The organism is Hyphomonas sp. FCG-A18, from assembly GCF_045287255.1.
In the GTDB taxonomy this organism is placed as follows: Bacteria; Pseudomonadota; Alphaproteobacteria; order Caulobacterales; family Hyphomonadaceae; genus Henriciella.
This window is the reverse complement of sequence record NZ_CP137142.1, coordinates 37,032-52,774: the sequence shown is the minus strand read 5'-3', so window position 1 is coordinate 52,774 and position 15,743 is coordinate 37,032. Positions and strand designations below refer to the sequence as shown.

The window sequence follows — 15,743 nt, the reverse complement described above, 5'->3', positions numbered from 1 at the left end:
CTCGGAAATCCACTTATTCGTAAGGTTCCATTGCTTTGCCCTCAGAAGGCCAAAATGTCGACAAAAATTGTTATGTTATACAGTATCTTTTCTAACTTGATCACAAGCTACCTATGCTTGCTAAACGCACTTCAAGCATAGAAACTCTAAGCCAGCCAACACACAGGTTGTAAAAGGGGAATCAGTTTGCAGCTTAAGCCAAACCAACCTCAATCGCACGGACGACGATATCCGTTCGATTTCGAGCATTCAGCTTGTCACTGATCGAGCGCAAGTGAAGCTTCACTGTCGTCTCGGCAATATCGAGCGCCAGAGCAATTTCCTTGTTCGAATTGCCCTGCCGCAATTGTCCAAGCACTTCTGTTTCGCGATCTGTCAAAGCAACATGATTAGCATCTGACGGGCCAACAGGCGCGCTGCCAAGATAGGCCGCAGGAACATAGGTTTCACCGCAAGCCACCAAACGAAGCGCATTGATCAGGGACTTCCCCGTGAGCGTTTTGGGCACAAAACCTTTGACGCCAATCTTCAATGCCGCCTGCACATCAGCCTTGCTGGCATTGCCGGACATAATCATGATCGGGCTATCCCCAACGGCCTGTAGCATCTTCTGGACACCGACCAACCCATTCATACCCGGCATCCGCAGGTCGAGGATAACAGCATCGAAATCGCTGACCCCACGGGCAGCAGCAAGCGCCTCTGGCAAATCCTTGACGGCTGTCAGCTCGAGATCAGGCTCGTCCATGCGCAACAAAGCGCCAATGGCATCCCGAACCAGATCATGGTCATCGGCAAGGAGTACTTTCATTCGGTCATATTCCGGTATTAGCTGATTGTGTCTATCAGAAGATGGTGAAGCCTTTCTTGAACGGTAAAGTTGAATTTTGGAACGCTTGATCATTTGTCAGTGATGAGCAGAGCCACCCCCATGACTGATGGGGCATCGCGCGAGAGGCTGACCTGAACAGGGTTTGCCTGTGCTTCGATGGCCTCCAGCTCCATTTCGGCAACCCTCAGCGTAACAGGTCGCGCCGGGATATCATCAATATAGAAATACCCATCATATTCTGAGGTCGCTGTTGCAAGAACCTGACCTGCCTCATCAACAGCCTCGATCAGGACACCAGAAACAGGGGTTTCATGGGCACCATTCTGAAGCTTAACGGTGCCATCAACATCACCAGTCGCAGTGAGTGGGAAAGCAACATCGACGATACGTCCTGGACGCGGAGTGACGCTAAAACCAGCTTGCGTAGGCTTCAGATAAGGATCATCCAAAGTGGACTGTTTGAGCTCAATATTGACTTGGTAGCCTGGCTGCAAATCACCCAGAACTGCTCCACCATTTTCATCTGTCTGCTCTGCCCGCAAGGACTGATCAACAATGAAGCCAGCACCCGGCATGGCAATATCGCCTTCGTCAAAACGACCATCATCATCCAGATCATCATAGACAAAAGCTCTCACTGCCCCGCTCCGGCTTAGGCCGGGAGCGGCCATAGCGTAACGACCACGCGATGGATCATTGAACAAAGAGAAGGATAAGCGCAAACCTGCTGTCACCGCGCCATCCTGATCCGTTCCGGCGTTTGCCGATAGGACAAAGCGATCAAACGCTTTTGAATAGCTGGCATTCAAACTATAGGCCGAGGATTCCATGTCACGACTGACGGCAACTTGTCCGAAACCCTTGCGGCCGAACCGTTTCTGCGCAGCCAGTGCAAGTGTCTTAACATCCAGACCATCCTGCAAGGAGTATGTCATCGCCCCGCGAACCCGCAGGCCCTTAAAAGATCGACTAAGTAGTACATCGCCCAATATGTCTGTATCAGCACCACCTGCGCCAGAAGCGCGACGACTATACCGCAGCGCATGGCTCCAGCGTGTTGCACCATAGGCCCCCGCCAAACGCGCACTCGCATGAAACTCTTTCCGTTGATCCTGAAATTGCGCCCACTCTATGCGGGTCCGCAGAGCGCTCAAGCCACGTCCGATACCAAGGTCAAGCGATGTGTCATATGTTAGCAAGGCCGAGCGGACCATTCGCTGGTCCCCAAATCCGGTAACTGGCGTTTCCATGCCGCCAAAATCGCTAAGATTGAACTTGAGCTGCCCACCCCGGTCATTCAGACGCTTCTGAAGCGCCGCGCTAAGCGCTGGGCGTCCTGCACCATCACTGGCAACGCGCAACACACCATATGTATCGAGCACTGACCCTGACAGACTAGCACCCACACCTGTTACCCCGTCCTCGGCCGATATGATGCCATCAATTTGTACGCTCGCCTGATTAGACAAACCATACCGCACTGAAGCATAGGCGGAAGGAACCGCCGAGGCAGACGCTCCATCTTCGACAACACCTTCCGCAGACACAAAACCGAAACTGTATTGAAGCTCATTTTCTGGGCAGAGCTCTGAACCGACCATGATTTTGACAACCCGATCTTCGCGCTCACCATATGGGCCAAACAGCTTTACTGTCAGACGGTTGTATCCTGGGCGAAGGATAACATCGGAAAAGACATAGTCGCCATTCTCGTCAGCTTCAGTCACAAAACTCATCAACTGTTCGCCATCATAAAGCTCAGCTTCCCAGCCGTTTGGCAGTGGGCCACGAATGTCTGTGACATCGAAAACACTGGCGGAAACTGTTGGCTGGTTTGAAACAGTTATGCCCTGGGCAAGACCCGATTCACTAAGCAAGGGCAGCCTCGCCGCCACAACATCCCCAATCTCAAAGCTGCGCGCTTTTAGAGGACCAAGCTGATCCGCTTTTGAAAACATCCGCCCAAGGGTCAGGCGTGGACGCCCATCACCGCTATATTGCAAGCGGCCCGTCATTTTCAGGACATCACCTGCAAGCTCTATGGACCCAGTGGTTTCAACACCGCCCTCAGGGGCCAATTGCAGGTCCAGCCCGATGTCCGCGGTTGGAAAGCTCAACCACTCATAAGGCATATCAATTACAGGATAATCTGGCTGCGTCGTCTGCGTGGTAGAAATTTGCTTTCTCAAAGCATCACGCTCCAGTCGCGCTTCAATCGGCAAGACTTCTCGAGGTGTGAGAACCACGGAAAGGACACCTAAACGATATTCAAAGTCGATCGGCAGGAGATTGGAAAGATCAGCGAGTGACAAGCACCAACCATCATCTGTCAGAGTCGGCTGAATATTGGCGGTATGGGTCCCGAACTGCGCTACTCTTTGGTTGAAATCCACGAACAAGGCGCGGTCTGGGCGAATAAACCAGCCTTGGAAAGTGTCTCCCGATAGTTCACCGGGCACCTCCAAAGCTTCAAACAGAGCGGAGACAGGTAAACACAGACCTGTCTCGGTTTTGAAGGCTGTCTGGGTCTTGATAAGCTCAAAATCCGCTAAACGAACCTCAACCAGCTCAATATCGTCGCGCCCAGGAGCTTTATCGGTGCCGCTATCGATTGTTTCCTCATCCTCTCCAAACAGGATCGCGAAAGGGTCAGGGCTTTGTGACTGAGCAAGTCCGGCTGTGCTCAGCACCAGAAAAAAGGATGCAAGCAGGGTACGCAGCATGGCGGTCATCCTTCCTTCTGGGGTGGGTGGACGGGTGTGAGACGGCTTAGTTCAGGACAGTGCGCATCTCAGCGAAGGTTTCCGGGGCGCTCGGATCAGACGAAACATACGCTATCCGGATCGGCTTCCCGGTGAGCTCTGCTCGTACAACATCCGGCAGAGGCAACATCACATCGCGATGGGTATTGGGCGTGTAAACTGCGATGCCTCTAGCGAAGTAAACTGGCTCACGCTGTCCCTCGACGAAGATCTGAATATCGCCAAATATCGACTTTGTGCCTTGGCGGTTCAGACGCGCGACCAGAATGCTCTCGGCCTCGTTATCACTAGGCTTGATCGTCGCGCTGTCCATTTCCACAGTCGCATCAAGCTCGCCGACGCGTACGATAATCGGAATGGTCAGAGAGCGTATCGCGATCAGCTCGATTGAAATGTCCTCACCGCCTGCGTTTGCAGCGCTGCTCAAGGTGCGGCCTGCACTGGTTGGCGCAGACATGACGCGCAAGTGTGAGCGATACTCACCGACCTCTAGGCCAGACGTGTTTGCAGAGACACGAATGGTCTGGCGGGCTCCCGGATCAAGCATGATACGGCGTGGCGAATAGCGAACAAAATCCTTGGCGAATTGCTCATTCTCACGGGTTTCTTCGGCCAACTCCATCGCACCTGTTTCCAGCATACGGCGGTTCTCAACGCTGATGCGGTATGCCGCTTCTTCGACCCCCTTGTTGACGATCACCAGTTCCGCCGAGCGTTCACCCTTTTCAAGGACGACCCGTGTTGGCGCGATCATAACTTCCGCCAGTGAGCCGAAAGGCAACACGTACAGGGCGAGAACGGTGATGGTGATGAACTTAATGATCTCTGTCATGGTGTCTCTGGGCAGAGCCCATCTCCTTATTGATATTCAAATGTCAGGGTGAATGTGCCGACATAGTCGCCACGGGGCTGATTGGGTTTGACGTGCAGGATGGCGCCAACGTTGAAGCGGGAAATCCCGTTCGTCCGCAGCCGTTGCCAACCGCGCCAGGTGCTGTTGTTGCCGCTACCTGCACCGAAGAAGGTATCAACGGTCATCTGGTTGCCTGCGCTATCAGAAATCTGAACAGAGCCGGGGTCGGAGATGGACACGATCCGATTAGGTTCGCCAATCACGGTGAAGCGCGCGCGGGTCCCCGGTTCAAAGCATGTCAGGGTAGGGCCGCATTCAGAATCATTATTCTTGCCGCGATTGGTCTTGACGGTGCCAAACTCTGTCAGGCTTGGGGCAATGGTTCCGAAGTAGAGGTCCTGGCGCTTGATAACCCGCAATCCATTGATCACAATCGCGCCGGCATTGCCTTCAAACTCAGGGTCGGCCGAGCCGCCATCTTGAGCAAATGCTATGGGTGAAACCTGGCTGAAAGCGGCAGCGAGGACTGATGAAATAAAACATACACGTAAGGTCATTGCTTCGCCTCCAGGTTGAAGAAAAAAGGGGGGGAAGGAACAGCACCTCAAAAGAGCCTCCAGTGCTGTTCCTTCGGGAAAAGTTGAGCCTTACTGGTACTCAACTTCGACAACGAACGTACCTGTGTACTCGCCCGATGCCTGATTGGCCGCGACACTCAGGGTACCGCCTACGGTGAACGTATCGGTTCCCGCGACCAATGTTCCGCCTGACTTGGATCCTGTGAAAGAATCGACTGTCATCGCAGCGCCTGCACCATTGCTGATCTGGATCGAGTCCGGCAGCTGAATTGTGTAGGAATGATCAGCTTCACCAGAAACGTTGAATTCAGCGGCTGTGTGATCGTCTGTGAGACAGGTCAACTCAGCACCACAAGCTTTGGCTCCAGCTGGGGAAACAACAACCTGGTCACCTGCTGTCAGGCTTGGAGCAATCGTACCGAAGTACAGGGCTGTAGAGTTGCTGATTTGCAGGGGTGCGATGATCTTTGCACCAGCGTCTGCATCGACTTCAGCCGCAAAAGCTGGGGTTGAAAGGGCAACTGCCGCAGCAGCCATGGCGATATATTTCATGCGGTTCATAAGAACTCTCCATTTTGCATTCGGCTGCGACGGGATTGTCGTTCCGATGCATTGGAGAATGCCAGCGTCCGGCACGCTTATCTGCTGACCAAACGGTGTGCTGCGCCTATCGTTTAGGTATTTTCACCTATCGAAAGGTCAGGTTCAGTATCTTTTGGAGAGAAAGGCGGCCTAAAAGGCCTAGCCGTTAACCACGCAAGGCCGATTGGATCGCATCATCGAGATCATGCGCGGCAATGGGTTTTCTAAGAATGGCGGCATATTTTGGGTCGGGCTTTATATAACCGGCTTGGCCCGAATAGATTATGACAGGTAAATCCGCGCGCAATGTCTTAACCCTATCGGAGAAATCATCCCCGCGGATATGCGGCATGGTCAAGTCCGTGAGCACAAGGTCCACGCGATAGGCGTCATCCTCGAGCAAGGCCAGCGCCTTGCGTGGATCATGCCGCAATTCACATGAGTATCCGAGATTCTTCAAGGTCGAGGCAATCACCTCACCCATCATCGCCTCATCTTCAACTACGAGAACATGCGGGTTCTGACCATCATGGCTTGAAGCGGGCATCATGTCTGGCTCTGAGTTGGGCGTTGCATTCTTCTCAACACCTTCGGCTTTGAAGCTCAACCGGAATTGCGTGCCATAGTCCAGGCGGCTCATGACCTCGATGAAGGCCGTACCCGACTCAACCAAAGCCGTTAGAGAGAGCAGCCCAAGGCCCGACCCCTTAAGGGTTGATTTCGTTGTAAAGAAAGGCTCGAAAATCTTATCCAGTTTCTCTTGTCGAATACCTGTTCCCGTGTCGCAGATTTCGATAATCCACTCATAGTTTGCACTCGGCTCACCAAGACTGACATAAGCGGTCTGCTCATCGAATGGGTCCGTTGGCGAGTCCGTGACCCGGATTAGGAGTTCACCCTCCTCCCCCATAGCTTCAAATGCATTCTTGCTGATGTTCAGCAAGCATCGAGACAGGGTGACCTCATTGGCCTGCACCCTCGCCGACGTAGGGATGTCAACATCCATTGTAATTCCGGGCGGGCGGATGGCTTGTGCTATTGAGACGCCGGTTCGCACAAGGCTCGCCAGGTCAACTTCATCGAGCGTATTGGTGTCATTGATGCGCTCGAGTTCAAGTGATCGGATAACCCCTGCGGCCTGATCCGCCGCCTGACTGATCCGCTCGGCATATTTGAAGGGTTCAGAGGCTTCATCAAGATTGCGCTGGATCAATACAGCATAGCCGGAAATCGCGCCAATCAGATTGTTAAAGTCATGTGCAACAGCATTGCCGACCGTGAACAAGGCCGCTTCCTGTTCCGCTTTCTGTAATCTCTGCTCAAGCTCCCTGGCCCGGATCAGATTGGCGCGTCGCTTGGTAATATCACGTGTGGCACAGATTAATCCACCATCGGGCAACGCCGTCAGGGCGATATCCTGAAGCACATAATCCCCGGTTTTTGCCTGTCCTGTTGTCTCACCACTCCAGAAACCATAGCGGCCAAAGTCCGGCATGATCTGTTTGTCAAAGCGCTTCAGCTCTTTGGCGCTGTAAAGAATTGACCAGGATTGCCCGATCAGCTCGTCAACCTCATAGCCAAACATCGCGGCATGCGCCTTGTTCATGAAGACGAACAGGCCGTCTGCATCGGTTAGCGCAATGCCGTCCGATGCACTTTGAATTGCCGTAACGAGTGATCGCGCGCGCTTGGCTTCAGCTTCGAGCCGCTGATTTGCATCAAAGAGCTGGGATGATTTCTCTTCCAGAAGGCGCTCGGCTTCTTCTCGTGCCCGCCGTTCACGATTGAGTTTTCGCTCTAGCCGAGCGAGCTCATCACTATGCTGAGGCTTGCTTGTCGCCATGATTGACCGTGACCATAAACGCGGCATGTGTGCCATCCGAGGCATGATCATAGCGGTGAAGGGCTGAATTTGCCTTAACACCATAATGGTCAAATGCGCCGAGAATTAACCCTTCAGCAAGATCAGCAAACGGACGGGATGATCGATAGATCAGCTTCACCGACCGATCGCCATCGCGGTCCTCAACATCAAACTGGGGAAGCTCGGTATTGGAATAAAGCTTCCTGACATCGCGGTGGATAACCGACTCAATCCCTGACAGCATATCGATACAGGATGAAAAACTGGCGACCATTTCCGCATGTGCTGAGGCCAAAACGTGGAACAGGTATTCGCCGAACTCACGTACGAGAATGTTCACGGGCGTCCCTGTTTCTTTTGCAACGTGGACGGCCATGGTCAGCATGTCTGAATGTGGATAATCTCCGACAGACGTATAAGCCCCACCTGTCGATAGCCCCTCAAGATTGAGTGTGCTGTCGATCAGGTCTTCGGACCAGCGTTCTTCAACAAAGGCCTCAAACGCTTTGAATACAGCACCTTTCACGGACAACTCCTTTTTTTCCGATGTGCCATAGTCACACCTGAAGCGCTAGCTGACCATAAGGGGCAGGACCCTGACCAAAAGTATAGGGTGGGCCCGTTCTACAGATTGAAGACCCGGCGCGCATTGCCGAACAGGAAGGCATCCTTTTGGGCATCGCTTAAGCCGAGCTTATCAAGCTGCTCCAGGCATCGCTGCGGCGAGAGCATGGGCCAGTTGGTGCCAAACATGACACGACCAGCTCCAACCCCTTTCATATACTCTACAAAGCTCGCAGGCAGTCGGTGGACCGCATAGGCTGAGGTATCGACATAAAAGTTGGGGAATTTGATGGTCAGCGAGATCAGTTCATCAATCCATGGAAAGCCAACATGGCCACCAACAACGACCAGTTCAGGGAAGTCTAGCAGGACGTCTTCCAGATAAGGGATCAGCCGCCCTGTCTCTGACCGTAACAGCGGCCCTGTATGGCCGATCTGTGTACAGAACGGGACGCCCGCCTCAATGCAAGCCGCGTAGACCGGATAGTAACGCCGATCATTCGGTGGCAGGTCCCAAAGCCAGGGGACAATCCGTACACCAACAAACTTCTCCCCATCGACCCATTTGCGAATATCGCGCACCGCTTGCATCGGATTGGTCAGGTCCACGGTCGCCAGTCCGCGAAAGCGATCCGGAGCGGCATCAATCTGCGCGTCGACCTCTGCATTACTGATATAGGAGCCCTGCGGCCCATGCCATGCCGCCAGAAGGCTGATGTCGACATCCGCGGCATCCATCGCCTCCAGAGTCATCTCAACACTGGGAATAAGGGGCTTGTCTGTCCGGTTTGTCCACCGCAGCAAAGTCGCAAGCCATGGCGCATTCGCCATTCTTTCAGTTGTGATCTGGGACCAGACGTCTATCGCACCCATAACAGCTCCTTGAGCAATAACTACATATGTGTAGTATATGCTTCGAGCAGGAGTGTCAATCGACCGGAGTTTTCATGTCAGCCTCAAAACATCGCCTTTATTTCCTGCTTCAGCGGGCCGCGCATGTCCTGAAGAAAGAGGCTGATGCTGCGCTATCGGAGGCTGGCGGCATGACCACATCACAGGCGGCTGTGCTCGCAATCCTACGCAGCGAAGGCCCCTCCACCCAGCGTTTCCTTGCCGACAAGTTGCAGCAACGAGAGAGCGCCATCACCACAATGGCCGATCGCTTGTTGAAAGCGGGCTATGTCACGCGGGCGCGCTCCCCCACCGATGGGCGCGCATGGCTCTTGGCCATGACAGAGACTGGCCATGATGCGCTGGAAGCCATCCGGGAGCCCTTCCAGGCTATCAATGCCGAACTGGATCAAGCCTTTCCAAACAAAGACATGGATACCCTCGCCAGAGGGCTCACGCAGATTATTGATCAACTCAACAAATCAAAGCCCTGAGGCAACAGCAAAATTCTCTCAGAATTGCTGATGAATCCTCTCGCCATCGGAAAGAAAAAGCTCTAGATAGCGACCCACTGCGGATGTGGCGAAATTGGTAGACGCACCAGATTTAGGTTCTGGCGCCGCGAGGCGTGGGGGTTCAAGTCCCTCCATCCGCACCATTCAAATCTAGTTATAAAACAAGATTTGGATGCTCCCGACAGGGAGCTATCCCTTAATCTCAGATCGCGTCCAGCGCCTGCATCAGGTCTCGTTTGAGGTCATCAACGCCTTCCAAGCCAACCGACAAACGGATCCAGCTTTCATCCAGCCCCATTTCCGCCTGCTCTTCCTCGGACAGTGCCCGATGCGTTGTCGAACAGGGGTGGCAGGCCAGAGACTTGGTATCACCGAGATTGTTGGAGATATCGACCAGCTTCAGCGCATTGAGAACACGAAAAGCTTCCGCGCGCGCACCTTTGATCGAGAAGGCAATCAAGGTGCCCCCACCCTCCATCTGCTTCTGGTGGATCGCATGGTGGGGGTGATCGCTGCGCCCAGGATAGTGCACTCTGGCAACACTTGGGTGCTCAACCAAAGCATCGGCCAGACTTGCCGCGGTCGCACTCGCGGCGCGAACCCGCAAGTCCAGCGTTTCGAGCCCTTTCAGAACGACCCAGGCATTAAATGGCGAAGCCGCAGGGCCAGTATGGCGCAGCCATGGGTCGATGAATTCTTCAATAAATTCGCTCCGCCCCAAAATCGCGCCGGCGAGAACCCGGCCCTGTCCGTCCATGTGCTTAGTTGCAGAATAGACGGCAATATCAGCGCCAAGCTCCAGCGGCTTCTGCAGAACAGGCGTCGCGAACACATTGTCGACCACCAAAAGCGCGCCAGCCTTATGCGCCAGCTCAGCCACGGCAGCGATGTCGACCGCCTCAAGCAGAGGATTAGACGGACTTTCAATGAGGACCAGACGAGCCGGGCGCGACAAAGCCTTCTCCCAGGCGGCCATATCATTGCCATCGACAAATTCTGTTTCTACACCATAGCGCGGCAGGATGGTTGAGCAGATATGCCGGCATGAGCCGAACAGGGCTTTCGCCGCCACGACGCGGTCGCCGGCGCTACACGGCGCGATCAAGGCCGTTGAAATCGCCCCCATCCCACTCGCTGCAATCCGGCAGGTCTCGGCCCCTTCCAGAAGCGCCAGGCGCTCTTCCAGCATCCGAACCGTCGGGTTGGCATAGCGTGAATAGACATAACCCTCTTCATCACCGCTCATCCGCGCAGCCGCCTGCTCAGCGCTGTCATAGGCATAGCCAGAGGTCAGAAAGATCGCTTCGGACGTTTCACCATGCTCAGAGCGCATGGTCCCGCCACGCACCAGCTTGGTGGGCAGGGTCCAGTCATTTTCAGTGCGCTTTGTCATCGGCTTATCCTTGCAATTCCAGCGCATGGTCATAAGCCTCTCTACAAACAGGAATCAAGTGATGGTTGATGGAAATAAAGGCGTTCTGTCCGATACAGAACTGACAGGGCTTTTTGAAACGGGTGCGATCCGCAGCGATAACCCGCTCGACAGCGATCAAATTCAACCCGCCAGCCTGGATTTGCGCCTCGCCTTTGATGCCTATCGCATCCGCGCCAGCTTCCTGCCCGGACAAGGGCGCAGTGTTGCCGATGTCTTGCAGGAGCCTGGGATTGAGCTCCATCGGATCGAACTGACCCCGCAAGGCGCGGTGCTTGAAACCGGATGCGTCTATCTCGTACCGCTACAGGAAAGCCTGCGCTTGCCTGCAGGCATTTCCGGGCGCACCAACCCGAAAAGCTCAACTGGGCGGATTGATGTGTTCACACGCGTGGTGACCAATAAATCCAAAGCCTTTGATGAGGTGCCTACGGGCTATTCTGGTCCGCTTTGGCTGGAAATCAGCCCACGGACCTTCCCGATCCTTGTCCGGCCCGGCGATCGCCTCGCTCAATTGCGTCTGCGCCGAGGGAAGTCAGAAGAGACCAGCGAGAAGACCGTTTCGATTGATCTGGAGCAGCCTGAAGGCCAACCCGTGGGATGGCGCGCCAAGCGCCATGGCGGCCTGATTGATCTGCGCGGGATCGGCAAACATGATGTTACGGCCTTCTGGGAGCCACTCTATGCCCGCGCCGGGCGGCTCGTCCTTGACCCGGAAGAGTTTTATATTCTCGCCAGTCGGGAGGCGGTAAAGGTTGCCTCCACCAAAGCCGCAGAAATGGCCCCAATTGCCCCAGAGCTTGGCGAGTTCCGCGCGCATTATGCCGGGTTCTTCGATCCCGGGTTCGGGACCAATAAAGGCGGCAGCCGCGCGGTTCTTGAGGTTCGCTCACGTGATGTGCCCTTCATCCTCGAACATGGGCAGCCCGTCGCCAAACTCGTTTACGAGCCGATGAGTTCAAAACCCAAAGCGCTCTATGGGGGCAAGATGAGTAACTATCAGGGCCAGGGCCTAAAGCTGAGCAAGCATTTCGCCGCTCCCTAGAAAACAATCTGTAAAGCTTGCTTGACATGTCAACCTCACTTGTCTAAATGACGAGTAACATTGACATGGAGAAGGCTATGACTCAACGTACCTATAAAGATGCGAAGCGGCGTTATCACACCGTCTTCTGGCCCCTAATGGGGCTGTACATGACCGTAGTTATAAGCGGCAGCGCCTATATGGGGTTTTCCGGAAACGACACGCTCTGGCTTAAAGCAGCGCTTGGCATTGGCATGGGTCTTCCCATGGTCGGTGTGCTGTTTGTCATGGTGCGGTTTTTTGAAGAAGCGGATGAATACACCCGCCTGCTTCACTTCCGCAGCTTTGCCTATGCAACGGTTTTAACCGTTGGCGCAGTCGCCCTGTTCGGAGCTTTGCAGATGTTCAAAGCCATCGGTCCCATTGAAGTCTTCTGGTTTGTCCCGGTATTCTTTCTGGCCTACGGGCTGATCTACCGCGTCCTAGGCGGACAGGATTGTCTATGAAGAATCGTCTCAAAGTTCTCCGTGCCGAGCATGGCTGGAGTCAGGCAACACTGGCCGACCATCTGGGCGTCTCTCGTCAATCGGTTAATGCGATTGAGACCGGGAAGTATGACCCCTCTCTACCTCTCGCTTTCGCGCTGGCGCGCCTGTTTGGATGCGCAATTGAGGATATCTTCGAGGATGACACACCGACAGCAGAAGCTGCAGAATAATCCCACTTGGCGGCTCTCTCAGGAGCCGCTATCCCCTGATCAATCGCGGGTGTAGCTCAATGGTAGAGCAGCAGCTTCCCAAGCTGACGACGAGAGTTCGATTCTCTTCACCCGCTCCAGTTATGCTTACAGGATGAATTTTGACAGGTCCGCATTGCCGACCAGATCGGACAATTGCGCGCGCACATAGTCGGCCGTGATCGTCACGGTCTCGCCTTTACGATCCGGGGCGGTAAAACTGATCTCATCCAGCAGGCGTTCCAGAACGGTCTGCAAGCGCCGTGCGCCAATATTCTCAACCGTATCATTCACTTTCACGGCAAGGTCAGCCAGCGCATCAATCGCCTCTTCCTCAAAGGTGAGCGTGACACCTTCGGCTTCCATCAGCGCCTCATGCTGGCGGATCAGGCTGGCCTCCGGCTCGACCAGAATGCGACGCATATCATCCCGGCTGAGCGCCGATAGCTCGACCCGGATCGGCAAGCGCCCCTGCAACTCAGGCAAAAGGTCAGACGGCTTGGCCACGTGAAACGCGCCTGAGGCAATGAACAGGATATGGTCAGTTTTCACCGGGCCACGCTTGGTGGAAACGGTTGTCCCCTCGATCAGCGGCAGAAGATCACGCTGCACGCCTTCGCGGCTGACATCGGCACCTGAGCGGCCTGCACTTCCAGCGACCTTATCAATCTCATCCAGAAAGACGATACCGTCCTCTTCGACAGCGCGGATGGCTTCACGGGCAATGGCATCGTCATCGATCAGCTTGTCAGCCTCTTCATCGATTAGCGGCTGGTAGGCATCGCGAACGGTTGTGCGCACCCGCTTGGTCCGCCCACCCATCGCCTTGCCCAGCATATCCGACAGGTTGATCATGCCCATCGAGCCGCCACCACCGGGAAGATCCATCATCGGCATGGCATTGCCTGTATCGGCAAGGTCAATATCAACTTCCTTATCGTCGAGGTCGCCTTCGCGCAGTTTGCGCCGGAACACTTCGCGAGTGGAGGATTGGGCATCTTCACCTACTAACGCATCAAGCAGGCGCTTCTCGGCCGCGTCCTGAGCCTGATCTTCAACGGTCTTGCGCTTGGTGTCGCGGATCATCCCGATTGCCGCTTCCACCAGATCCCGAACAATCTGCTCAACATCCCGGCCGACATAGCCGACCTCAGTGAACTTGGTGGCTTCAACTTTCAGGAAGGGCGCGCTCGCCAGTTTTGCCAGGCGCCGGGAGACTTCGGTTTTACCAACCCCGGTTGGTCCAATCATCAGGATATTTTTCGGCGTGATCTCCTCACGTAGACCTTCCGGAGCCTGTTTGCGGCGCCAGCGATTGCGCAGAGCCAGCGCAACCGCGCGCTTGGCATCCTTTTGGCCGACAATATGGCGATCAAGTTCCGAGACGATCTCGGCAGGGGTCAGGGTCGTCATGCAAAAAACCTTCGTCGAAGTCAGGCGGGCTCAGCCGGGAACAATTTGTTCCATGTGCCGCCTTTCGGGAAGAATACAAGCACTGCTCTGCGCGCCGTCTTCCATCCGGCTCCAAGCAGGACAACGCCTGTTCCAATCAAAATCGTCACGGTGATGAAGATATTTGAGGTCTCAAGCCCGGCGCGATCCAGCACAAAGCTGAGCATCGCAATAAACGTTATCAAGCTGGCCGCAATCAAAGCTCGGCGGTTTAGCGCAAGAGAAACGATCCCGATCAATAAGAGCACGATCAGGAGCGTAATCCCTTGCGTTGCATTATCTGTACCTGATGTCGTTGACCCGGACAGAATGTTTGATCCCGTCACGATCGTACTAATCCCCCAGATAACCTGCGGGGCCGCTGCCAGGTGCAACCAGAACGCATTGTCGGATGGCTTTCGAATCCGCTCTGGGTCCTGCATGTCAAACCAGATCGCGGCCGCGAGCGTCAGCAAGCCCATAGAGAAGAAAGCCGTACCGCCAAGGATTAAACCCGTATCCCCAAAAAAGCCGAGGAATGTATAGACCGCGCCAGCGATAGAAACTGCCATGACTGCGAGCGAAAACGGCAACCGAAACCGGAAGAAAACAAGTCCCGCCGCGGCAAAGGCAGAAAGGCAGGCAACAATCCCCAACTCTCCACCAAGAGACGGCAGACTGGCCGGATTAAAACTGTCGGAGAATTCAATATTCTTTGTTGTGGCATAGAATGCCGTCAGGCCGAGAGAAATAAAGCCGGCAAAGGCCAGTGTCAGCGCCATACTCGGTAAAAGCAGACGTCTGCGGCCACAGAAGTATTCCAGAAGCCCCCAAGCCACGCTGCCTATAACCAACGCACTCATGACCCCTGCCATCAGACTGCCTGCGGCCAGACTTGGTGCGGCAATCATACCGACCATAGTGGTGATCCCAATGAACAGGATGACCAGGCCAATCGTAATGAAAATGTCGTTGAAATTGGCCAGAAAACGCAAGTTTTCCTGGCCGATGGCCTGACCTTCGGCGTCATCATGGCGGGAAATCAGGAAAGCCTCCAAGCGTGAGGCCTGGTCTGCGCTCAAGACGTTTGCCCCGACAGCGGCTCGAAGGTCAGCGCGATCAAACATCCATCACCTCCACAGTGAAATGGGCATTGGTATAGACACAAATATCGGCTGCGATTTGCATCGCCTTGCGGCCGAGTGTTTCGGCGTCTTTTTCATAATCAATCAGCGCCCGCGCCGCCGACAGCGCGTAGTTTCCGCCTGAACCGACCGCCACAACCGGATATTCCGGCTCCAGCACATCGCCTGAGCCCGTGATCACCAGGGTTGTTTCCTTGTCCGCAACGATCAGCAAAGCTTCAAGTTTCTGCAGATACTTCTCTGTGCGCCATTCCTTGGCCAGCTCAATGGCCGCGCGCTGAAGCTGATTTGGGAATCGCTCCAGTTTTTGTTCCAAGCGCTCAAACAGCGTAAAGGCATCAGCCGTCGCTCCAGCAAAGCCGGCAAGAATATCGCCGCCACCAATCCGGCGAACCTTGCGCGCATTGCCCTTCATAACCGTCTGGCCCATTGAAACCTGACCATCCGACAGCATTGCAATCTGAGTATCTGTGCGAACGGCCAGAATGGTTGTGCCATGCCAGCCGGGAGCGTTATCAATATCGTTTCTCATCG

General features: G+C 54.7%; 16 protein-coding genes and 2 tRNA genes. 6 read left to right on the top strand and 12 right to left on the bottom strand.

From position 1 onward, the window contains the following. Positions 1-193: 193 nt before the first annotated feature. The 8 genes from RYZ27_RS00265 to RYZ27_RS00230 all read right to left on the bottom strand — a co-directional run bounded on the left by RYZ27_RS00265 (position 194) and on the right by RYZ27_RS00230 (position 8,908). A complete protein-coding gene (locus RYZ27_RS00265) occupies positions 194-811 on the bottom strand; it encodes a response regulator (RefSeq protein ID WP_406680355.1) in 618 nt (205 codons plus the stop codon). An 89-nt stretch (positions 812-900) separates the two neighbouring features. Then, entirely contained in the window at positions 901-3,555 is a 2,655-nt protein-coding gene (locus RYZ27_RS00260; RefSeq protein ID WP_406680354.1) for a hypothetical protein, read from the bottom strand. A gap of 46 nt (positions 3,556-3,601) precedes the next feature. After that, the gene (locus RYZ27_RS00255; protein ID WP_406680353.1) at positions 3,602-4,426 is read right to left on the bottom strand and encodes a hypothetical protein; all 825 of its coding nucleotides are present in this window, start codon (positions 4,424-4,426) and stop codon (positions 3,602-3,604) included. A gap of 26 nt (positions 4,427-4,452) precedes the next feature. Further along, complete coding sequence (locus RYZ27_RS00250) at positions 4,453-5,004, bottom strand: DUF4402 domain-containing protein (RefSeq protein ID WP_406680352.1); 552 nt, start codon at positions 5,002-5,004, stop codon at positions 4,453-4,455. A 90-nt stretch (positions 5,005-5,094) separates the two neighbouring features. Next, complete coding sequence (locus RYZ27_RS00245; protein WP_406680351.1) at positions 5,095-5,586, bottom strand: DUF4402 domain-containing protein; 492 nt, start codon at positions 5,584-5,586, stop codon at positions 5,095-5,097. A gap of 187 nt (positions 5,587-5,773) precedes the next feature. After that, positions 5,774-7,450 (bottom strand): ATP-binding protein, encoded by a 1,677-nt coding sequence (locus RYZ27_RS00240; RefSeq protein WP_406680350.1) that lies wholly within the window; start codon positions 7,448-7,450, stop codon positions 5,774-5,776. After that, positions 7,425-7,997 carry a heme NO-binding domain-containing protein gene (locus RYZ27_RS00235; protein WP_406680349.1) on the bottom strand — a complete coding sequence of 191 codons (573 nt, stop codon included), beginning with the start codon at positions 7,995-7,997 and terminating at the stop codon, positions 7,425-7,427. The genes RYZ27_RS00240 and RYZ27_RS00235 overlap by 26 nt, the downstream gene beginning before the upstream one ends. A gap of 98 nt (positions 7,998-8,095) precedes the next feature. Continuing rightward, the gene (locus RYZ27_RS00230; protein ID WP_406680348.1) at positions 8,096-8,908 is read right to left on the bottom strand and encodes an amidohydrolase family protein; all 813 of its coding nucleotides are present in this window, start codon (positions 8,906-8,908) and stop codon (positions 8,096-8,098) included. A 74-nt stretch (positions 8,909-8,982) separates the two neighbouring features. On the opposite strand from RYZ27_RS00230, the gene RYZ27_RS00225 reads away from it, so the two are divergent. Both RYZ27_RS00225 and RYZ27_RS00220 read left to right on the top strand, forming a co-directional pair. Next, positions 8,983-9,420 carry a MarR family winged helix-turn-helix transcriptional regulator gene (locus RYZ27_RS00225; RefSeq protein WP_406680347.1) on the top strand — a complete coding sequence of 146 codons (438 nt, stop codon included), beginning with the start codon at positions 8,983-8,985 and terminating at the stop codon, positions 9,418-9,420. A gap of 79 nt (positions 9,421-9,499) precedes the next feature. Continuing rightward, positions 9,500-9,584, top strand: a tRNA-Leu gene (locus RYZ27_RS00220). Between the two features lie 59 nt (positions 9,585-9,643). On the opposite strand, the gene metZ is transcribed toward RYZ27_RS00220, so the two are convergent. Next, positions 9,644-10,861 carry an O-succinylhomoserine sulfhydrylase gene (metZ, locus tag RYZ27_RS00215; protein WP_406681792.1) on the bottom strand — a complete coding sequence of 406 codons (1,218 nt, stop codon included), beginning with the start codon at positions 10,859-10,861 and terminating at the stop codon, positions 9,644-9,646. Positions 10,862-10,895: 34 nt separating this feature from the next. On the opposite strand from metZ, the gene RYZ27_RS00210 reads away from it, so the two are divergent. The 4 genes from RYZ27_RS00210 (at position 10,896) to RYZ27_RS00195 (ending at position 12,734) form a co-directional block, all read left to right on the top strand. Further along, a complete protein-coding gene (locus RYZ27_RS00210) occupies positions 10,896-11,918 on the top strand; it encodes a 2'-deoxycytidine 5'-triphosphate deaminase (protein WP_406680346.1) in 1,023 nt (340 codons plus the stop codon). 77 nt (positions 11,919-11,995) lie between these two features. Continuing rightward, the gene (locus RYZ27_RS00205; protein WP_406680345.1) at positions 11,996-12,403 is read left to right on the top strand and encodes a hypothetical protein; all 408 of its coding nucleotides are present in this window, start codon (positions 11,996-11,998) and stop codon (positions 12,401-12,403) included. Continuing rightward, positions 12,400-12,615: a helix-turn-helix transcriptional regulator gene (locus RYZ27_RS00200; protein WP_406680344.1), complete on the top strand. Its 216-nt coding sequence runs from the start codon at positions 12,400-12,402 to the stop codon at positions 12,613-12,615. The genes RYZ27_RS00205 and RYZ27_RS00200 overlap by 4 nt, the downstream gene beginning before the upstream one ends. A 45-nt stretch (positions 12,616-12,660) precedes the next feature. Continuing rightward, positions 12,661-12,734: transfer RNA gene (locus RYZ27_RS00195), tRNA-Gly, on the top strand. A gap of 7 nt (positions 12,735-12,741) precedes the next feature. Here RYZ27_RS00195 and hslU read toward each other — a convergent pair. The 3 genes from hslU to hslV are packed head-to-tail and all read right to left on the bottom strand — an operon-like array spanning position 12,742 to position 15,741. Further along, entirely contained in the window at positions 12,742-14,046 is a 1,305-nt protein-coding gene (gene hslU, locus RYZ27_RS00190) for an ATP-dependent protease ATPase subunit HslU (RefSeq protein WP_406680343.1), read from the bottom strand. A gap of 20 nt (positions 14,047-14,066) precedes the next feature. Then, positions 14,067-15,191 carry a hypothetical protein gene (locus RYZ27_RS00185; protein ID WP_406680342.1) on the bottom strand — a complete coding sequence of 375 codons (1,125 nt, stop codon included), beginning with the start codon at positions 15,189-15,191 and terminating at the stop codon, positions 14,067-14,069. Next, positions 15,184-15,741: an ATP-dependent protease subunit HslV gene (gene hslV, locus RYZ27_RS00180; RefSeq protein ID WP_406680341.1), complete on the bottom strand. Its 558-nt coding sequence runs from the start codon at positions 15,739-15,741 to the stop codon at positions 15,184-15,186. Before hslV ends, RYZ27_RS00185 begins: the two co-directional genes overlap by 8 nt. Positions 15,742-15,743: the final 2 nt, after the last annotated feature.